The sequence below is a fragment of the Noviherbaspirillum sp. genome, assembly GCF_036563305.1.
GTDB lineage: Bacteria > Pseudomonadota > Gammaproteobacteria > Burkholderiales > Burkholderiaceae_D > Noviherbaspirillum.
On the sequence record NZ_DATCMQ010000017.1, the window covers coordinates 168,319 to 184,937 of the forward strand.

Consider the following 16,619-nt stretch of genomic DNA (forward strand, 5'->3'; position numbering starts at 1 on the left):
CCGAATTCATTGCGCAAGGGGTTTTCCACGTGCTTTCCACCGCTAACATCACGATGCAGTTCGGCGCCAAGCCGCTGTTCGAAAACGTTTCCGTCAAATTCGGCGACGGCAACCGCTATGGCCTGATCGGCGCAAACGGCTGCGGCAAGTCGACCTTCATGAAGATCCTCGGCGGCGACCTCGAACCCACCTCGGGCAACGTCATGCTCGATCCGGGCGAGCGTCTCGGCAAGCTGCGCCAGGACCAGTTCGCATTCGAGGACATGCGCGTGCTGGACGTCGTCATGATGGGGCACACCGAGATGTGGGCGGCGATGCAGGAGCGCGATGCGATCTACGCCAACCCGGACGCGACCGACGACGACTACATGAAGGCCGCCGACCTGGAGGCGAAGTTTGCCGAGTACGACGGCTACACCGCCGAATCACGCGCGGGCGAACTGCTGCTCGGCGTCGGCGTGCCGACCGAACAGCACACCGGCCTGATGAGCAGCGTCGCGCCCGGATGGAAGCTGCGCGTGCTGCTGGCGCAGGCGCTGTTCTCGAATCCGGACATCCTGCTGCTGGACGAGCCGACCAACAACCTCGACATCAACACCATCCGCTGGCTGGAGGACGTGCTCAACGAGCGTAACTCCACCATGATCATCATCTCGCACGACCGCCACTTCCTGAACCAGGTCTGCACCCACATGGCCGACGTCGACTACGGTACCCTGAAGATCTATCCGGGCAACTACGACGACTACATGCTGGCTTCCTCACAGGCACGGGCCCAGCAGATGGCGGCCAACGCCAAGGCCAAGGAACGCGTCGCGGACCTGCAGGACTTCGTGCGGCGCTTTTCCGCCAACAAGTCCAAGGCCCGCCAGGCTACGTCGCGCCTCAAGCAGATCGACAAGATCAAGGTCGAGGACATCAAGCCGTCGAGCCGGCAGAATCCCTTCATCCGGTTCGAGGGCGAAAAGAAGCTCCATCGCCAGGCAGTGGAAGTGCAGGGGCTCTCCAAAACCTACGACCGCACGATCTTCAACAACGTCGACCTGCTGGTCGAAGCCGGCGAGAAGATCGCGATCATCGGCGCCAACGGCGCGGGCAAGACCACGCTGCTGCGTTGCATCGGCGGCGAGGCGTGCGGCATGGCGGCCGATCACGGCGTGGCCAAATGGGCGGAGCACGCCAATATCGGCTATATGCCGCAGGATCCCACCGAGGAGTTCGCCGACGACCGCAACCTGACCGACTGGATCGGCCAGTGGACGCAGGAAGGCGACGACGACCAGGCCGTGCGGGGCATCCTGGGCCGCCTCCTGTTCTCGGGCGACGACGTCAAGAAGTCGGTCATGGTCCTGTCGGGCGGCGAGAAGGGCCGCATGATGTACGGCAAGCTGATGCTGGGGCGGCACAACGTGCTGCTGATGGACGAGCCGACCAACCACATGGACATGGAGTCGATCGAGTCGCTCAACATCGCGCTCGAGAAGTACGCCGGCACATTGATCTTCGTGTCGCACGACCGCGAGTTCGTGTCCTCGCTCGCCACCCGCATCCTCGAGGTCAAGGATGGCCAGGTGATCGACTTCCATGGCGGCTACGAGGAGTACCTCGCCAGCCAGGGCATCGAGTAAGGACGGGCCGGTCAGCCGGCGCCGAGGTCGACCAGGCTGGCCGGCTGCGTCTGGTCGGCCGGGCCGAGCAGGCTGTCGAGCCGGGTGCGCAGGCTGCGTGCCGTCTCATTGCCCTTGGCCTTCTGCACCGCTTCCAGGTAGGGCTGCCGCAGCTGGCGCAGCTCATCCAGCGTCGAGGCTTTCTCCACCTTCAGCTGCAGCGCGTAGCCGCGCAGGCCGATCATGCTCTTGATGGTCTCGTTGTAGAACTGGTAGACCGCGAGGAAGCGGTTGTCCGGAGCGGCTTCCGCGGGTGGAGCCTCGGCGGCGGCGGCAGGGGTGGCGGCAGGCGCCGGCGGTGCCGCCGGCGCCGGTGCGGCCTGGGCCTGGATGAAGCCGGCGGCACTCAGCTCGGCGAGGCTGTCCGGCCCGAGTCCGAGGCCGGATACTTTCGCGAGCAGGTCGGTATCGCTGTGCTTGCCGTCCACCATGACAAGCAGCGGCCGCAGTTTTGCGGCGAGGCCGTACTTGCGGGTGCTGATCTCTTCCCGACCCTTGTCGGTCTTGTCGTAGATTGTTGCCATCGTCTCCTCCTGCCGAAGATGCATGCGTGATTGCATACGCCTGGTCGCCGCTGCCGCGGTCTCGTTCTTGTCAATGCGCTTCTTCTTGTTCTTGTTTTAATTCTTTCGGGAAACCACCTACTTATAATTCGCCAAAAGCAGCTTGTATTGATTTTTGTCAGTCCTAGTATGCTATCGAAACTCCGGGAGGTAAAGAAAAGTCCCGGGCGGCATTGCAAGCGCGTTGTTCGACCCCATTGTTGCGGGTATACGCTCGCAGCGCCCGATGCCGAAATGTCGGGCATACTCCTGCTTCTGTTGCCCTTGCGCGGCTTATCACTATGGAAACTGTACCCATCAAGAATGTTGAATTCGAGCGCCCCCAGATGGAGACCGGCACCAGCTGCGTCGCCCATGCCTGGGCGCGCGTGCCCGAGCCGCTCGATCTTCCGCGGAAGGCGGAGCTCAAGGCGCGCATCAAGCGCCTGCTGAAGGAAAAGCAGGCGGTCCTTGTCGCGCACTACTACGTCGACGCCGATCTGCAGGACCTGGCCGAGGAAACCGGCGGCTGCGTGTCCGACTCGCTGGAAATGGCGCGCTTCGGCCGCGACCATCCCGCCAGGACCCTGGTCGTGGCCGGCGTGCGTTTCATGGGCGAGACGGCCAAGATCCTCAGCCCGGAAAAAACCATCCTGATGCCGGACCTCGACGCGACCTGCTCGCTCGACCTCGGCTGCCCGCCGGACGAGTTCGCCGCCTTCTGCGATGCCCATCCGGACCGCACCGTCGTCGTCTACGCCAACACCAGTGCGGCTGTGAAGGCGCGGGCCGACTGGATGGTCACATCGTCAATCGGCCTGGAGATCGTCGAGCACCTGCATGCGCAGGGCAAGAAGATCCTGTGGGCGCCGGACAAGCACCTCGGCAGCTACATCCAGAAGAAAACCGGCGCCGACATGCTGCTGTGGCAGGGCTCCTGCCTGGTGCATGACGAGTTCAAGGGCATCGAGCTCGACCTGCTGAAAAAGGAGCACCCGCATGCGAAGGTGCTGGTGCACCCGGAGTCGCCGGAAGCGGTGGTCGCACAGGCCGACGTCGTCGGTTCGACTTCGCAGCTGATCGCCGCCGCCAGGGACCTGGACGCACGGGAATTCATCGTCGCCACCGACAACGGCATCCTGCACAAGATGCGGATGGCGGCGCCGGGCAAGCGATTCATCGATGCGCCGACCGCCGGCAACAGCGCCACCTGCAAGAGTTGCGCCCATTGCCCGTGGATGGCCATGAATGGGCTGCAGAACCTGGCCGATGTGCTGGAGAGCGGTCGCAACGAGATCCATGTCGATCCGGACACCGGTCGCCGGGCGCGGGTCTGCATCGACCGCATGCTGGACTTTGCCGCGGCACGCAAGGCGAACGTGCGCCCGGGCGCGGACCTGGCGAAAGAGCAGAAACTGTTTGCGGGGATCGGTCCGGCATGAGCACCTTGCAAAATCCCTTTGCGCCGTTCGACCCGGCGCTGGCCCGTGCATTCGAAGCGAACATCGCCTCAGCTCTCGCGGAAGACGTCGGTACCGGCGACGTGACCGGCCGCCTGGTGCCGGAGCAGGAATGGGTGGAAGCCCGCGTCGTGGTCCGGGAGGACGCGGTGCTGTGCGGTGCGCCCTGGTTCGAAGGCGTGATGACGCAGCTCGACCAGCGGATACGCACCACCTGGCACTACGCCGAGGGAGCGATGATGGCAGCCGACAGCACCGTCTGTACGCTGGAGGCGCCGGCGCGGGCCTTGCTCACCGCCGAACGCAGCGCGCTCAACTTCCTGCAGCTGCTTTCCGGCGTCGCCACCGCAACGCGGCGCTACGTCGAACTGGTCGCCGGGACCCGCGCCGCCATCCTCGATACCCGCAAGACGCTGCCCGGCCTGCGGCTGGCGCAGAAATACGCGGTCCGGGTCGGCGGCGGCAAGAACCAGCGGCTGGCGCTGTATGACGGCATCCTGATCAAGGAAAACCATATTGCCGCGGCCGGCGGGATAGGCGCCGCAATGCGGGATGCGCTGGCGCTCAACGCCGGCGTGTCGATCCAGATCGAGGTCGAAAACCTCGACGAGCTGGAACAGGCGCTGTCTGCCGGGGCGACCTCGATCCTGCTGGATAATTTCTCGACCGGGCTGATGCGCGAAGCGGTCCGGCTGACCGCGGGCAGGGCGATTCTCGAGGCATCCGGCGGGGTTAACATGGACAGCGTGCGCGCGATCGCCGAAACCGGGGTCGACCGGATCTCGATCGGCAGCCTGACGAAGGACGTGCGGGCGACCGACTACTCATTGCGGGTAATCGGCTAGGCCGCAGGACGCGAACCGGCGTGCATACTAAAGCGGCCTGCGCAAGCAGGCCGTTTTTTTCGGCCGCGTTCTTTCAGCGTCGTTGCGGCGACAGCACCGTGGGCAGCGCCTTGGGAAGCGTTTCCGGGAAGTCCTGGCTGTAGTGCAGCCCGCGGCTTTCGCGCCGGGACAGCGCGCTGTCGACGATCAGCGAGGCGACGTCTACCAGGTTGCGCAGTTCCAGCAGGTCGCGCGTGATGCGGAAGTGCGCGTAGTACTCGTAGATTTCTTCCCGCAGCAGGCCGATGCGATGCTGCGCGCGCTCGAGGCGCTTGGTGGTGCGCACGATACCCACGTAATTCCACATGAAGCGGCGCAGCTCGTCCCAGTTGTGCGCGATCACGACTTCCTCGTCGGCGTCCGTCACCCGGCTTTCGTCCCAGGCAGGCAGGTCGATCGGTTGCGGCTGCGGCTGCGCTTCGATATGGCGGGCGGCGGCGCGGCCGAGCACCAGGCATTCGAGCAGCGAGTTGCTGGCGAGACGATTGGCGCCGTGCAGGCCGGTGTACGCGGTTTCACCGACCGCGTACAGGCCGGGAAGGTCGGTCCGACCGCACATGTCGGTCACCACGCCGCCGCAGGTGAAATGCACGGCGGGAACGACCGGGATCGGCTGGCGGGTGATGTCGATGCCGAGCTCGAGGCAGCGCGCATAGATCGTCGGGAAATGCTCTTTCAGGAATTCCGGCGGCTGGTGGGTGATATCGAGGTCGACGTAGTCGAGACCGCGCTTCTTCATCTCGAAGTCGATCGCACGCGCGACCACGTCGCGCGGCGCCAGTTCGGCACGCGCATCGTGCTCCGGCATGAAGCGCTTGCCGGCGGCGGCGCCGCTTTCCTCCGGGAGTTTCAGCAGGCCGCCTTCGCCGCGCACCGCCTCGCTGATCAGGAAGGACTTCGCATAGGGATGGTAGAGGCAGGTCGGGTGAAACTGGATGAACTCCATGTTCGCGATGCGGCATCCTGCCCGCCACGCCATTGCGATGCCGTCGCCGGTCGCGGTATCGGGATTGGTCGTGTACAGATAGACCTTGCCCGCGCCACCCGTGGCCAGCACGGTATGGTTGGCGGCGAGTGTCATCACCTTGCCGGTGTTGACGTCCTGGACGTACAGGCCCGCACAGTACGGCATGCCGGGCTGCGGCGACAGCTTGTCGGAGCGGATCACGTCGATCGCGAAATGGTTTTCCAGGATCGTGATGTTCGGATGGGCGCGCGCCTTCTGCTCCAGGGTCACCTGGACCGCATGGCCGGTGGCGTCTGCCGCGTGAATGATGCGGCGCTGGCTGTGCCCGCCTTCGCGCGTCAGGTGGAATCCGAGTTCGGCGGCGGGATCGGGCGTGAACGGCACGCCCTGTTCGATCAGCCATTCGATCGCCTCCCGGCCGTGCTCGATGATGTAGCGGGTGGCGGCCTCGTCGCACAGTCCCGCTCCCGCCACCAGGGTGTCGGCGATATGCTGCTCATGGCTGTCCGCCGAGTCGAGCACCGCGGCGATGCCGCCTTGCGCCCAGTTGCTGGCACCGTCCAGCAGCCCGCGCTTCGACACCACGACGACCTTGCGGGTCTGTGCCAGGTGCAGCGCCACTGACAGGCCGGCGAGTCCGCTGCCGACGATCGCGACGTCAAATTTCATAAGATGGGCTTGATTCAACTGATTGGTCATCACGGAAGTCGACATCTTACCATCGGGTAAAGTTGGCAGCCGGCAGCCCTGTTAAGCTTGCGGCTTCGCCGGAATCGGGAGGAGCACAACAACTATGACTGGAATTCTGAAGAAAGTTGCGATCGTGTTATTGGCGGTCGCGCTGGCTGCGGCGGCGGCCTTGCTCTGGTATCGCGCGGCCAGCCAGCCGCAGGTCGACGGCCGGATGACGGTCGCCGGCCTGCGCGGGCCGGTGGAGATCGTGCGCGACGCGGAAGGCATCCCGCACATCTACGCCGGATCGACCGAGGATGCGTGGCATGCCCTCGGCTTCGTGCATGCGCAGGACCGGCTGTGGCAGCTCGAGATGAATCGTCGCATCGCCGCCGGGCGGATGGCGGAGATCCTCGGCCCGAATGCGGTCGACGCCGACCGCTTCCTGCGCACGCTCGGCGTGCGCCGCAATGCCGAGCGCATCCTCGGGAAGCTGGCGCCGGAGACCCGCGCCGCACTCGACGCCTACACGCGCGGCGTCAATGCCTATCTCTCTTCCCGCAAGGGACCGCTGCCGCCGGAGTTCCTGCTGACCGGCGCGCCCGCGCCCGAGCCGTGGCAGCCGGCGGATTCGGTTTCGTGGCAGACCATGATGGCTTGGGACCTCGGCGCCAACTGGACGCAGGAGCTGCTGCGCATGCGCCTCGCGCAACGGCTGTCGCTCGACCAGATCAATGAATTCCTGCCGCCTTATCCGGGCGATGCAGTGCTCCGGACACGCGACTACACACGCCTGTACCGCGAGCTGACCGGCACCACCGCCCAGCTCGGCCGGGTCGCAGCCGCGGCGCCGCCTTCGCTGGTGGACGGCATGGGCTCGAACAACTGGGTGGTCGGCGGCGGTCGCTCGGCCACCGGCAAGCCGTTGCTGGCGAACGACCCCCACCTCGGGCTGTCGGCGCCGGCGCTCTGGTATTTCGCGCATGTGTCGGCGCCCGGCCTCAATGTGATCGGCGCCACGCTGCCCGGCATTCCGACCGTCGTGCTCGGTCGCAACGACAGGATTGCCTGGGGTTTCACCAACACCGCGCCCGACGTGCAGGACCTGTACATCGAACAGCTGAATCCGGACAACCCGCGCCAGTACAGGACGCCGGACGGCTGGGCCGATTTTGTGGCCCGCACCGAGACCATCAGGGTCAAGGGACAGCCGGACGTCACGCTTGAAGTGCGGGAGAGCCGGCACGGACCGGTCATTACCGGCGCGCTCCCGATCATGGAAAAGGCGGCGCTCGACGTACGCAAGCATGTCGTCGCCTTCGCCTGGACGGCATTGCGCGACGACGACCTGACGCTGCAGGCGGGCATCAAGTTCAACCGCGCCCGCAACTGGCAGGAATTCCTGGAGGGGGCGCGCGACTTCGGCGCGCCGCAGCAAAGCATCGTGTATGCGGACGTCGATGGCAACGTCGGCTTCGTTGCGCCGGGCAAGGTGCCGCTGCGCAAGGCGGAGAACGACCTGAAGGGACTGGCGCCCGCGCCAGGATGGGATGCGCGCTACGACTGGGCCGGCTTCATCCCGTTCGACCAGTTGCCGCGCTCGTACAACCCGTCGTCGGAAAAAGTGATGACGGCGAACCACAAGATCGTCGGCCCGGATTATCCGCATTTCCTGACCAGCGAATGGACGCTGCCGTACCGCGCCCAGCGTATCGACGCCTTGCTCGACGCGCAGCCGAAGCACAGCCTGGACAGCTTTGCCGCCATCCAGAAGGATGATCTGTCGCTCGCGGCCGCCGAGATCCTTCCATTGCTGAGGACCACCGCGCCGACGTCCGAGCGCGCGCGCCGCGCCCTGCAGCTGCTGGCCGGCTGGGACGGGACAATGGCGGCCGACCGGGCTCAGCCACTGATCTTCAATGCGTGGATGCGCATGGCCTCGCGGCGCATCTTCCAGGACGAACTGGGCGATGCGCTGCTGAAGGACTACTGGGAGCAGCGCAATGTGCACCAGCCCATGATCAACGTGCTGCGCAACAAGGACGGACAGGGCAAGTGGTGCGTCGATACCGGCGCCGCAGGCGCCACCCGGCCACAGACCTGTGCGGAAGTGCTGTCGCACTCGCTGGAGGAGGCGCTGTCGGACCTCGAACGGCGCTACGGGAGCGACATGCAGGACTGGCGCTGGGGCGACGCCCATTTCGCGCGCTCCGAGCACCGGCCGTTCGCCAGGGTCGACCTGCTCGCCCGCTTCTTCGACATACGGGTGCCGACGCCGGGGGACACCTTTACCGTCAACGTCGGGCGCCACAACCTGCGCGACGACAAGGAACCGTTCGCAAATCGTCATGCGCCCAGCCTCCGTGCAATCTACGACCTCGCCGATCCGGAAAGCTCCCGCTTCATCCACTCGACCGGGCAGTCGGGCAATCTGCTGTCGCCGCTTTACCGCAACTACGCCGAGCGCTGGGCGGCGGTGCGCTACCTGCCGATGAAAACGCAGCGGGCGGCGGTGGAGCAGGGCGCGCTCGGCGTGCTGACGCTGCAGCCCTGAGATCTTCCTTTTCAGCGTTGCTGCACGCGCCAACTGACACTTGAAAGGCCCCGCGGCATCCGCTGCGGGTTCTTCCCCCTCCCGTCATGCCCCTCGTAATGCCGCAGCCGAAGCAGCGGCAGTCGCATGCGGCTGCGCCGGAATGCGGCGGCGTCGTGCGCATATGGCGGCCGCAGTGACTGCGGCGAGGGCGCCGCGCGTCCACGCGATCCCGGTTTGGACGGGCATGGGGCAACGTTGGCCAGGAACAGCTTCAGCGTGGAAAGAGCCGCAGAGGATCGGAACGCGCCGCATGGCTTGCGCGTGGCGCACGGCGACGACCGTCTTGCGTGGATGCCGCATTGCTGCCGGTGGTGGTGGGCGAGACAGGCAAAAAAAAGGCCGCCGGCGTTGCCAGCGGCCTGCGAAGTCCGGGAAATCCCTGGAGATCCCGGTGACGATTGCCCTGTCAGTCGTCTGCGTAGATGTCGCGATCCTTGGTCTCGCGTACGAACAGCATGCCGATCACGACGGTCACCAGTGCGATGATGATCGGATACCAGAGGCCGTAGTAGATGTCGCCCTTGAACGCCACCAGTGCGAACGAGGTGGTCGGCAGCAGGCCGCCGAACCAGCCGTTACCGATGTGGTACGGCAGGGACATCGAGGTGTAGCGGATGCGGGTCGGGAACATTTCGACCAGCATGGCGGCGATCGGGCCGTAGACCATGGTCACGTAAAGCACCAGGATCGTCAGCAGCACCAGGACCATGCCCTTGTTCATCTGGGCGGGGTCTGCCTTGCTCGGATAGCCTGCTGCCTTGATCGCGTCAGACAGCTCCTTCGAGAACGCCTTTTCCTTGGCGGCGGCTTCTTCCTTGGACAGGCCGGCGGCGTTAAACGACTGGATGACCGTGTCGCCGATCTTCACGCTGGCTGCGGTACCTGCCGGCGCGGCTTCGTTCGAGTAGTTGACCGAAGCGGCGGCCAGCTTGGCTTTCACGATGTCGCAGGAGGAGGTGAACTTCTTGGTGCCGGTCGGGTTGAACTGGAACTGGCAGTCGGCCGGGTCGGCGGTGACCACCACCGGTGCGTTCTTGATCGCGTTTTCCAGCGCCGGGTTGGCGTAGTGGGTCAGCGCGTTGAAGATCGGGAAGTAGGTGAGCGCCGCGATCAGGCAGCCGCCGAGGATGATGGGCTTGCGGCCGATCTTGTCAGACAGCGCGCCGAACACGATGAAGAACGGGGTGCCGATGACCAGCGAGGCAGCGATCAGCAGGTTGGCGGTGGCGCCATCGACCTTCAGCGTCTGCGTCAGGAAGAACAGCGCGTAGAACTGGCCGGTGTACCAGACCACTGCCTGGCCGGCGGTCAGGCCGATCAGCGCCAGGATCACGATCTTCAGGTTTTTCCACTGGCCAAAGGACTCGGACAGCGGTGCCTTGGAGGTGCGGCCTTCGGCTTTCATCTTGGCGAACGCCGGCGACTCATTCATCGACAGGCGGATCCACACGGAGATGGCAAGCAGGAACACCGACAGCAGGAAAGGCACGCGCCAGCCCCAGTCGGCGAATGCTTCCTCGCCCATGGCGGTGCGGGTGCCGAGGATCACCATCAGCGACAGGAACAGGCCGAGCGTTGCGGTGGTCTGGATCCAGGCGGTGTAGGCGCCGCGCTTGCCGTGCGGCGCATGCTCGGCGACGTAGGTCGCCGCGCCGCCGTACTCGCCGCCCAGCGCCAGGCCTTGCAGGATGCGCAGGGTGATCAGGATGACCGGCGCCGCGATGCCGATCGAGGCGTAGGTGGGCAGCAGGCCGACGATGAAGGTCGAGATGCCCATGATCAGGATGGTGACCAGGAAGGTGTACTTGCGGCCGATCATGTCGCCGAGGCGGCCGAACACCAGTGCACCAAACGGACGGACGATGAAGCCGGCGGCAAAGGCGAGCAGCGCGAAGATGAATGCGGTGTTCGGGTCGGTGCCGGCGAAGAACTGCTTCGCGATGATCGCTGCCAGTGAGCCGTACAGGTAGAAGTCATACCACTCGAACACGGTGCCGAGCGAGGAAGCGAAAATGACTTTCCGCTCCTCCGCCGTCATGCCGCGTGCAGCAGCTGTTTGTACTGTCGCCATGCTTATCTCCTCGTTAATAATAAAAATGCATGCGCAGGTGTCCTGGCACGGGTGGAGTGTGCGACGCGAACCTTACGCGACCCTTGCTGCAAACTTACAGAACCTTACATGGCTGGCAATGTCCGAACCGCAATCCCGGGCGGGCGGAACGGCAGGAGGATGGCGGCGGGAACGGCGCCGGCGGGGCGCCGGTTTTTTACGAACGATCGTGCTAAAACTATGCTATTCTGCCGCTTCAGGTTGACCTAGTGTCAGCACAAATGACTAAGCTCGAGCACCGATTCGAACGCCAACACCTTCACTCAAGGAGCCTCAAATGACTGACGCCGTCATCGTATCCACTGCACGCACCGGCCTTGCCAAATCCTGGAAAGGCGCTTTCAACATGACCCACGGCGCCACCCTGGGCGGCCATGTGCTGAAGGCCGCGATGGAGCGGGCGAAGATCGATCCGAGTGAAGTGGAAGACGTGATCATGGGCTGCGCGACGCCGGAAGGCGCGACCGGCAGCAACATCGCGCGCCAGATCGCGTTGCGCGGGGGTTGCCCGGTGACCACCGCCGGCATGACCATCAATCGTTTCTGCTCCTCCGGCCTGCAGACCATCGCCACCGCCGCCCAGCGCATCATCGCCGGCGAAGGCGACGTCTACGCTGCGGGCGGCGTGGAGTCCATCTCCTGCGTACAGAACGAAGCGAACAAGCACATGCTGGCCGAAGTCTGGCTCAAGCAGAACAAGCCGGAAATCTACTGGCCGATGCTGCAGACCGCCGAGACCGTGGCCAAGCGCTACAACATCAGCAAGGAGCGCCAGGACGAATACGGCGTGCAGAGCCAGCAGCGCGCCGCCGCCGCCCAGGCCGCCGGCAAGTTCAATGACGAGATCGTGCCGATGACCACCATCATGGGCGTGGCCGACAAGGAAACCGGCATGCTGGTGACGCGCGAAGTCACCATCGCCGCCGACGAAGGCATCCGCGCCGACACCACGCTGGAAGGCGTGTCCAAGATCCGCACCGCGCTGCCGGGCGGCGTGATCTCGGCCGGCAATGCCAGCCAGTTTTCCGACGGCGCCTCCTGCGCCATCCTGATGAACGGCAAGCTGGCGGAGCAGCGCGGCCTGCAGCCGCTGGGCATTTACCGCGGCTTCGCGATCGCCGGCTGCGAGCCCGACGAGATGGGCATCGGCCCGGTCTTCGCGATTCCGAAGCTGCTGAAAAAGGCTGGCCTGAAGGTCGAGGACATCGGCCTGTGGGAGCTCAACGAGGCATTCGCGGTGCAGGTCCTGTACTGCCGCGACAAGCTTGGCATCCCGGCCGACCGCCTGAACGTGAACGGCGGCGCGATCGCCGTCGGCCATCCCTACGGGGTTTCCGGCGCCCGCCTGACCGGCCACGCCCTGATCGAGGGCAAGCGTCGCGGCGCCAAGTACGTGGTGGTCACCATGTGCATCGGCGGCGGCCAGGGCGCAGCCGGCCTGTTCGAAGTGGTCTGAGCATCGCAACAACGTGGGCGCTTCGGCGCCCACGTGCACATTGAAGCCAGCAATTTCCGCCGCGGCGCCGGCCTGCCGCGGCATCCCCATCCGCAGGACTGATCATCATGCAATCGAAAATCGTTTCCCGCCGCGACCTCGACTTCATCCTCTACGAACTGCTGAAAGCCGAGGAACTCACGGCCCGTCCGCGCTACGCCGACCACAGCCGCGAGACCTTCAACGCCGCCATGGATACCTGCGAGCGGATCGCCACCGACCTGTTCGCGCCGCACAACAAGAAGAACGACCAGGAGGAGCCGCACTTCGACGGCGAGAAGGTGCACATCATCCCCGAGGTCAAGACCGCGCTGAAAGCCTTCTGCGAATCGGGACTGATGGCCGCGGGCCAGGACTATGAACTCGGCGGCATGCAGCTGCCGGTGCTGATCGAGAAGGCCGGACTCGCGTACTTCAAGGGCGCCAACGTCGGCACCTCGTCCTATCCCTTCCTCACCATCGGCAATGCCAACACGCTGCTCAAGTGCGGCACGCCCGAGCAGATCGAGACCTTCGTCAAGCCGATGCTGGAAGGGCGCTTCTTCGGCACCATGTGCCTGTCGGAGCCGCAGGCGGGCTCGTCGCTCTCCGACATCGTGACGCGCGCCGAACCGCAACCGGACGGCACCTACCGCCTGAAGGGCAACAAGATGTGGATCTCCGCCGGCGAACACGAGCTGTCGGAGAACATCGTGCACCTGGTGCTGGCCAAGGTGCCGGACGAGAACGGCAAGCTGATCCCGGGCGTAAAGGGCATCTCGCTGTTCATCGTGCCGAAGAAGCTGGTCAACCAGGACGGCAGCGTCGGCGAGCGCAATGACGTGGTGCTGGCCGGCCTCAATCACAAGATGGGATATCGCGGCACCACCAACTGCCTGCTGAACTTCGGCGAGGGCAAGTTCAAGCCGGGCGGCAAGGCCGGAGCGGTCGGCTACCTCGTCGGCGAAGTGCACAAGGGCCTCGCCAACATGTTCCACATGATGAACGAAGCCCGCATCGGTGTCGGCCTCGGCGCGGTCATGCTCGGCTACACCGGCTACCTGCATGCGCTGGAGTATGCGCGCGAGCGGCCCCAGGGTCGTCATCCGATGAACAAGGACCCGGCGCAGCCGCAGCTTCCGATCATCCAGCACACCGACGTCAAGCGCATGCTGCTGGCGCAGAAGGCCTACGTCGAGGGCGGACTCGCGCTCAACCTGTACTGCGCCCGCCTGGTCGACGAGGAGCGCACCGCGCAATCCCCGGAGGCGCGCAGGCAGGCAACGCTGCTGCTCGACATCCTGACCCCGATCGCCAAGTCCTGGCCGTCGCAATGGTGCCTGGAGGCGAACAACCTGGCGATCCAGGTGCACGGCGGCTACGGCTATACCCGCGAATACAACGTCGAGCAGTTCTACCGCGACAACCGTCTCAATCCGATCCACGAGGGCACGCACGGCATCCAGGGACTGGACCTGCTCGGCCGCAAGGTCGTCATGCAGGACGGCGCCGCCTTCAAGGCGCTCGGCGCGGAGATCCGCAAGACGATCGGCAAGGCGGCGGAGGTGGGCGAACTGTCGGGCTACGCGACATCGCTCGGCGCCGCGCTGGAACGCATCGAGCAGGTGACGCGCACGCTGTACGCGGCGGGCGACCTGAACAAGACGCTGGCCAACGCCAGCGCCTACCTCGAAGCCTTCGGTCATGCCATGGTGGCCTGGCTGTGGCTGCAGCAGGCCTTGCTGTGCGTCGGCAGGAACGGCCACGACGCCGACTTCTACCGCGGCAAGCTGCAGGCCTGCGCCTACTTCTTCAAGTGGGAGCTGCCGAAGGTGCACACCCAGCTCGACCTGCTGGAAAGCATCGATACCACCACGCTCGACATGCAGGATGCGTGGTTCTGATTTACCGGACATGAACAAGGAGACGACATGCGCACCGTACAACAATTGTTTGACCTGAAGGGCAAGACCGCGCTGGTGACCGGCGGATCCCGCGGCCTCGGCCTGCAGATCGCCGAAGCGCTCGGCGAACAGGGCGCGAAGGTCGTGCTGTCCTCGCGCAAGCAGGCCGACCTGGACGAGGCGGTGGCCCACCTCAAGCAGCGCGGGATCGAGGCCAGCGCGATCGCCGCCGACCTGTCGCAGGAGTCGAACGTGGCGCCGCTGGTCGCCGAGGCATTGAAGCGCCTCGGCCACATCGACATCCTGGTGAACAATGCAGGCGCCACCTGGGGCGCGCCGGCGGAAGACTACCCGCTGGAAGCCTGGGACAAGGTGATGAACCTGAACATCCGCAGCATCTTCCTGCTGTCGCAGGCGGTCGGCAAGCAGTCCATGATCCCGCGCAAGTACGGCCGCATCATCAACGTCGCCTCGATCGCCGGCCTGTCCGGCAACGGCCCGGGATCGATGCAGACGGTGGCCTACAACACCTCGAAGGGCGCGGTGGTGAATTTCACCCGTACCCTGGCCGGCGAATGGGGGGCGCACGGCATCACCGTCAACGCGCTCGCGCCGGGTTTCTTCCCGTCGAAGATGACCAAGGGGACGCTCGAAGCGCTGGGCGAGGAGAAGCTGGGCAAGCGCGCCCCGCTGCAGCGCATCGGCGACGACGAGGACCTGAAGGGCGCCGCGCTGCTGTTCGCGTCCGACGCGGGCAAGCACATCACCGGACAGGTGCTGGCAGTCGACGGCGGTGTCTCGGCGGTGCATTGATGGATATGTCGCAACCGAAGCCGTTCCCGGCCGACATCCCGTTCCTGCATGACCTCGGGGTCGAGTTCCTCGGCATGGCCGACGGCGAGGCGCAGGTCGCGCTGCGGCTGGAAGAGCGGCACATGAACAGCTGGACGGTCACCCACGGCGGCGTCACGATGACCCTGCTCGACGTCGCCATGGCCCTGGCCGGACGGTCGCTGCAGCCTGACGCCCGCGGCGGCGTCACGGTCGAGATGAAGACCAGTTTCCTGCAGCCCTGCGGCAAGCCGGGCAACCGCATCATCGCCAAGGGCAAGGCCTTCCACCGCTCGACCACGATGTGTTTCTGCGAAGGCGAGGTCTGGAACGGGGACCAGCTGGTGGCCAAGGCGATGGGCACCTTCAAGTACCTCAAGCGTCTCGACGCCGCGAAAAAGATGGATCGCGAATAGCGCCCGGGGAAAGGGCCCGGTAGCGCCGGGCCGGCAACACACATATCCGACAACCACAACGATAGCGAGGCAGACATGACCACCTACAAGCGCCTGGTACTGGCATCCCGTCCGAAGGGCCAGGTTACGCCCGAAAACTTCCGTCTTGAACAACTGCCGGTACCCGAGATCCGGGACGGCGAGGTCCTGGTCCGCAACCACTACCTGTCGCTCGATCCCTACATGCGCATGCGCATGGAGGACGTGAGGAGCTACGCCGCGCCGCAGGCGATCGGCGAGACCATGGTCGGCGGCACGGTAGGCGAAGTGGTCGCCAGCAAGAACCCGAAGTTCGCCGTCGGCGACAAGGTGCAGGGGATGTTCGGCTGGTCCGAGATGGGCGTGTCGGACGGCGTCCTGCTGCGCAGGCTGGACACCACCCACGTGCCGCTGTCGGCCTACCTCGGCTCGGTCGGCATGCCGGGCATGACGGCCTGGTATGGACTGACCCAGATCATGCAGCCGAAGCCCGGCGAGACCATCGTCGTCTCCGCGGCCAGCGGCGCCGTCGGCAGCGTGGTCGGCCAACTGGCGAAACTGCGCGGCTGCCGCGCGGTCGGCATTGCCGGCGGTGCGGAGAAGTGCGCCTATGTCGTCGATGAGCTGGGCTTCGACGCCTGCATCGACTACAAGGCCGGCAACCTCGAGGCCGACCTGGCCAAGGCGACGCCGGACGGCATCGATGCGGTGTTCGAGAACGTCGGCGGCAAGGTGTTCGACGCCAGCCTGGCGCGCATGAATCCGTTCGGCCGCATCGCGCTGTGCGGCCTCATTGCCGGTTATGACGGCGAGCCGATGCCGATCACCAATGCACGGGTTTTCCTGACGATGCGCCTCACCATGCGCGGCTTCATCGTCTCCGAGCACATGGACCTGTGGCCGCAGGGCCTGCAGGAGCTCGGCGGCCTCGTCGCCACCGGCAAGCTCAAGTTCCGCGAGTCGGTCGCGGAAGGCCTGGAAGCGGCGCCCGAAGCCTTCATCGGCATGCTGAAAGGGAAGAACTTCGGCAAGCAGCTGGTCAAGCTGATCTGAGCCGGGCGGCTGCCAGGGAGACGAC

At 65.4% G+C, this 16,619-nt stretch carries 12 protein-coding genes; 9 read left to right on the top strand and 3 right to left on the bottom strand.

Annotated features, from left to right (window positions below):
* Positions 1-29 precede the first annotated feature (29 nt).
* On the top strand, positions 30-1,628 hold the full coding sequence (locus VIM12_RS20470; protein WP_331944218.1) for an ABC-F family ATPase: 1,599 nt from the start codon (positions 30-32) through the stop codon (positions 1,626-1,628).
* An 11-nt stretch (positions 1,629-1,639) separates the two neighbouring features.
* Here the strand turns inward: VIM12_RS20470 and VIM12_RS20475 are convergent, their stop codons facing one another.
* On the bottom strand, positions 1,640-2,191 hold the full coding sequence (locus VIM12_RS20475) for a hypothetical protein (protein WP_331944220.1): 552 nt from the start codon (positions 2,189-2,191) through the stop codon (positions 1,640-1,642).
* 320 nt (positions 2,192-2,511) lie between these two features.
* Here VIM12_RS20475 and nadA point away from each other — a divergent pair, with 320 nt between their 5' ends.
* Both nadA and nadC read left to right on the top strand, forming a co-directional pair.
* Complete coding sequence (gene nadA / locus VIM12_RS20480) at positions 2,512-3,651, top strand: quinolinate synthase NadA (protein ID WP_331944222.1); 1,140 nt, start codon at positions 2,512-2,514, stop codon at positions 3,649-3,651.
* On the top strand, positions 3,648-4,514 hold the full coding sequence (gene nadC / locus VIM12_RS20485) for a carboxylating nicotinate-nucleotide diphosphorylase (RefSeq protein ID WP_331944224.1): 867 nt from the start codon (positions 3,648-3,650) through the stop codon (positions 4,512-4,514). Before nadA ends, nadC begins: the two co-directional genes overlap by 4 nt.
* Positions 4,515-4,587: 73 nt before the next feature.
* On the opposite strand, the gene nadB is transcribed toward nadC, so the two are convergent.
* Positions 4,588-6,189, bottom strand: coding sequence for an L-aspartate oxidase (nadB, locus tag VIM12_RS20490; protein WP_331944226.1), 1,602 nt, complete (start codon positions 6,187-6,189; stop codon positions 4,588-4,590).
* Positions 6,190-6,313: 124 nt separating this feature from the next.
* Between nadB and VIM12_RS20495 the strand changes: the two genes are divergently transcribed.
* Positions 6,314-8,746 (top strand): penicillin acylase family protein, encoded by a 2,433-nt coding sequence (locus tag VIM12_RS20495; RefSeq protein WP_331944228.1) that lies wholly within the window; start codon positions 6,314-6,316, stop codon positions 8,744-8,746.
* Positions 8,747-9,194: 448 nt separating this feature from the next.
* On the opposite strand, the gene VIM12_RS20500 is transcribed toward VIM12_RS20495, so the two are convergent.
* The gene (locus VIM12_RS20500; protein WP_331944230.1) at positions 9,195-10,859 is read right to left on the bottom strand and encodes an MFS transporter; all 1,665 of its coding nucleotides are present in this window, start codon (positions 10,857-10,859) and stop codon (positions 9,195-9,197) included.
* A 316-nt stretch (positions 10,860-11,175) separates the two neighbouring features.
* Between VIM12_RS20500 and VIM12_RS20505 the strand changes: the two genes are divergently transcribed.
* From VIM12_RS20505 to VIM12_RS20525, 5 genes are all read left to right on the top strand, one after another.
* A complete protein-coding gene (locus tag VIM12_RS20505; RefSeq protein WP_331944232.1) occupies positions 11,176-12,354 on the top strand; it encodes an acetyl-CoA C-acyltransferase in 1,179 nt (392 codons plus the stop codon).
* Between the two features lie 107 nt (positions 12,355-12,461).
* Positions 12,462-14,276: an acyl-CoA dehydrogenase gene (locus tag VIM12_RS20510; RefSeq protein WP_331944234.1), complete on the top strand. Its 1,815-nt coding sequence runs from the start codon at positions 12,462-12,464 to the stop codon at positions 14,274-14,276.
* 27 nt (positions 14,277-14,303) lie between these two features.
* A complete protein-coding gene (locus VIM12_RS20515; RefSeq protein ID WP_331944236.1) occupies positions 14,304-15,089 on the top strand; it encodes an SDR family oxidoreductase in 786 nt (261 codons plus the stop codon).
* The gene (locus VIM12_RS20520; RefSeq protein WP_414691814.1) at positions 15,089-15,523 is read left to right on the top strand and encodes a PaaI family thioesterase; all 435 of its coding nucleotides are present in this window, start codon (positions 15,089-15,091) and stop codon (positions 15,521-15,523) included. Before VIM12_RS20515 ends, VIM12_RS20520 begins: the two co-directional genes overlap by 1 nt.
* Positions 15,524-15,598: 75 nt before the next feature.
* On the top strand, positions 15,599-16,594 hold the full coding sequence (locus VIM12_RS20525; protein WP_331944238.1) for an NADP-dependent oxidoreductase: 996 nt from the start codon (positions 15,599-15,601) through the stop codon (positions 16,592-16,594).
* Positions 16,595-16,619 lie beyond the last annotated feature (25 nt).

What these genes read in the sequence shown, in the direction of transcription:
- VIM12_RS20475 (WP_331944220.1), bottom strand. Translation starts at nt 2,191, where the DNA reads ATGGCAACAATCTACGACAAGACCGACAAGGGTCGGGAAGAGATCAGC.
- nadA (WP_331944222.1), top strand. Translation starts at nt 2,512, where the DNA reads ATGGAAACTGTACCCATCAAGAATGTTGAATTCGAGCGCCCCCAGATG.
- nadC (WP_331944224.1), top strand. Translation starts at nt 3,648, where the DNA reads ATGAGCACCTTGCAAAATCCCTTTGCGCCGTTCGACCCGGCGCTGGCC.
- nadB (WP_331944226.1), bottom strand. Translation starts at nt 6,189, where the DNA reads ATGAAATTTGACGTCGCGATCGTCGGCAGCGGACTCGCCGGCCTGTCA.
- VIM12_RS20495 (WP_331944228.1), top strand. Translation starts at nt 6,314, where the DNA reads ATGACTGGAATTCTGAAGAAAGTTGCGATCGTGTTATTGGCGGTCGCG.
- VIM12_RS20500 (WP_331944230.1), bottom strand. Translation starts at nt 10,859, where the DNA reads ATGGCGACAGTACAAACAGCTGCTGCACGCGGCATGACGGCGGAGGAG.
- VIM12_RS20505 (WP_331944232.1), top strand. Translation starts at nt 11,176, where the DNA reads ATGACTGACGCCGTCATCGTATCCACTGCACGCACCGGCCTTGCCAAA.
- VIM12_RS20510 (WP_331944234.1), top strand. Translation starts at nt 12,462, where the DNA reads ATGCAATCGAAAATCGTTTCCCGCCGCGACCTCGACTTCATCCTCTAC.
- VIM12_RS20515 (WP_331944236.1), top strand. Translation starts at nt 14,304, where the DNA reads ATGCGCACCGTACAACAATTGTTTGACCTGAAGGGCAAGACCGCGCTG.
- VIM12_RS20520 (WP_414691814.1), top strand. Translation starts at nt 15,089, where the DNA reads ATGGATATGTCGCAACCGAAGCCGTTCCCGGCCGACATCCCGTTCCTG.
- VIM12_RS20525 (WP_331944238.1), top strand. Translation starts at nt 15,599, where the DNA reads ATGACCACCTACAAGCGCCTGGTACTGGCATCCCGTCCGAAGGGCCAG.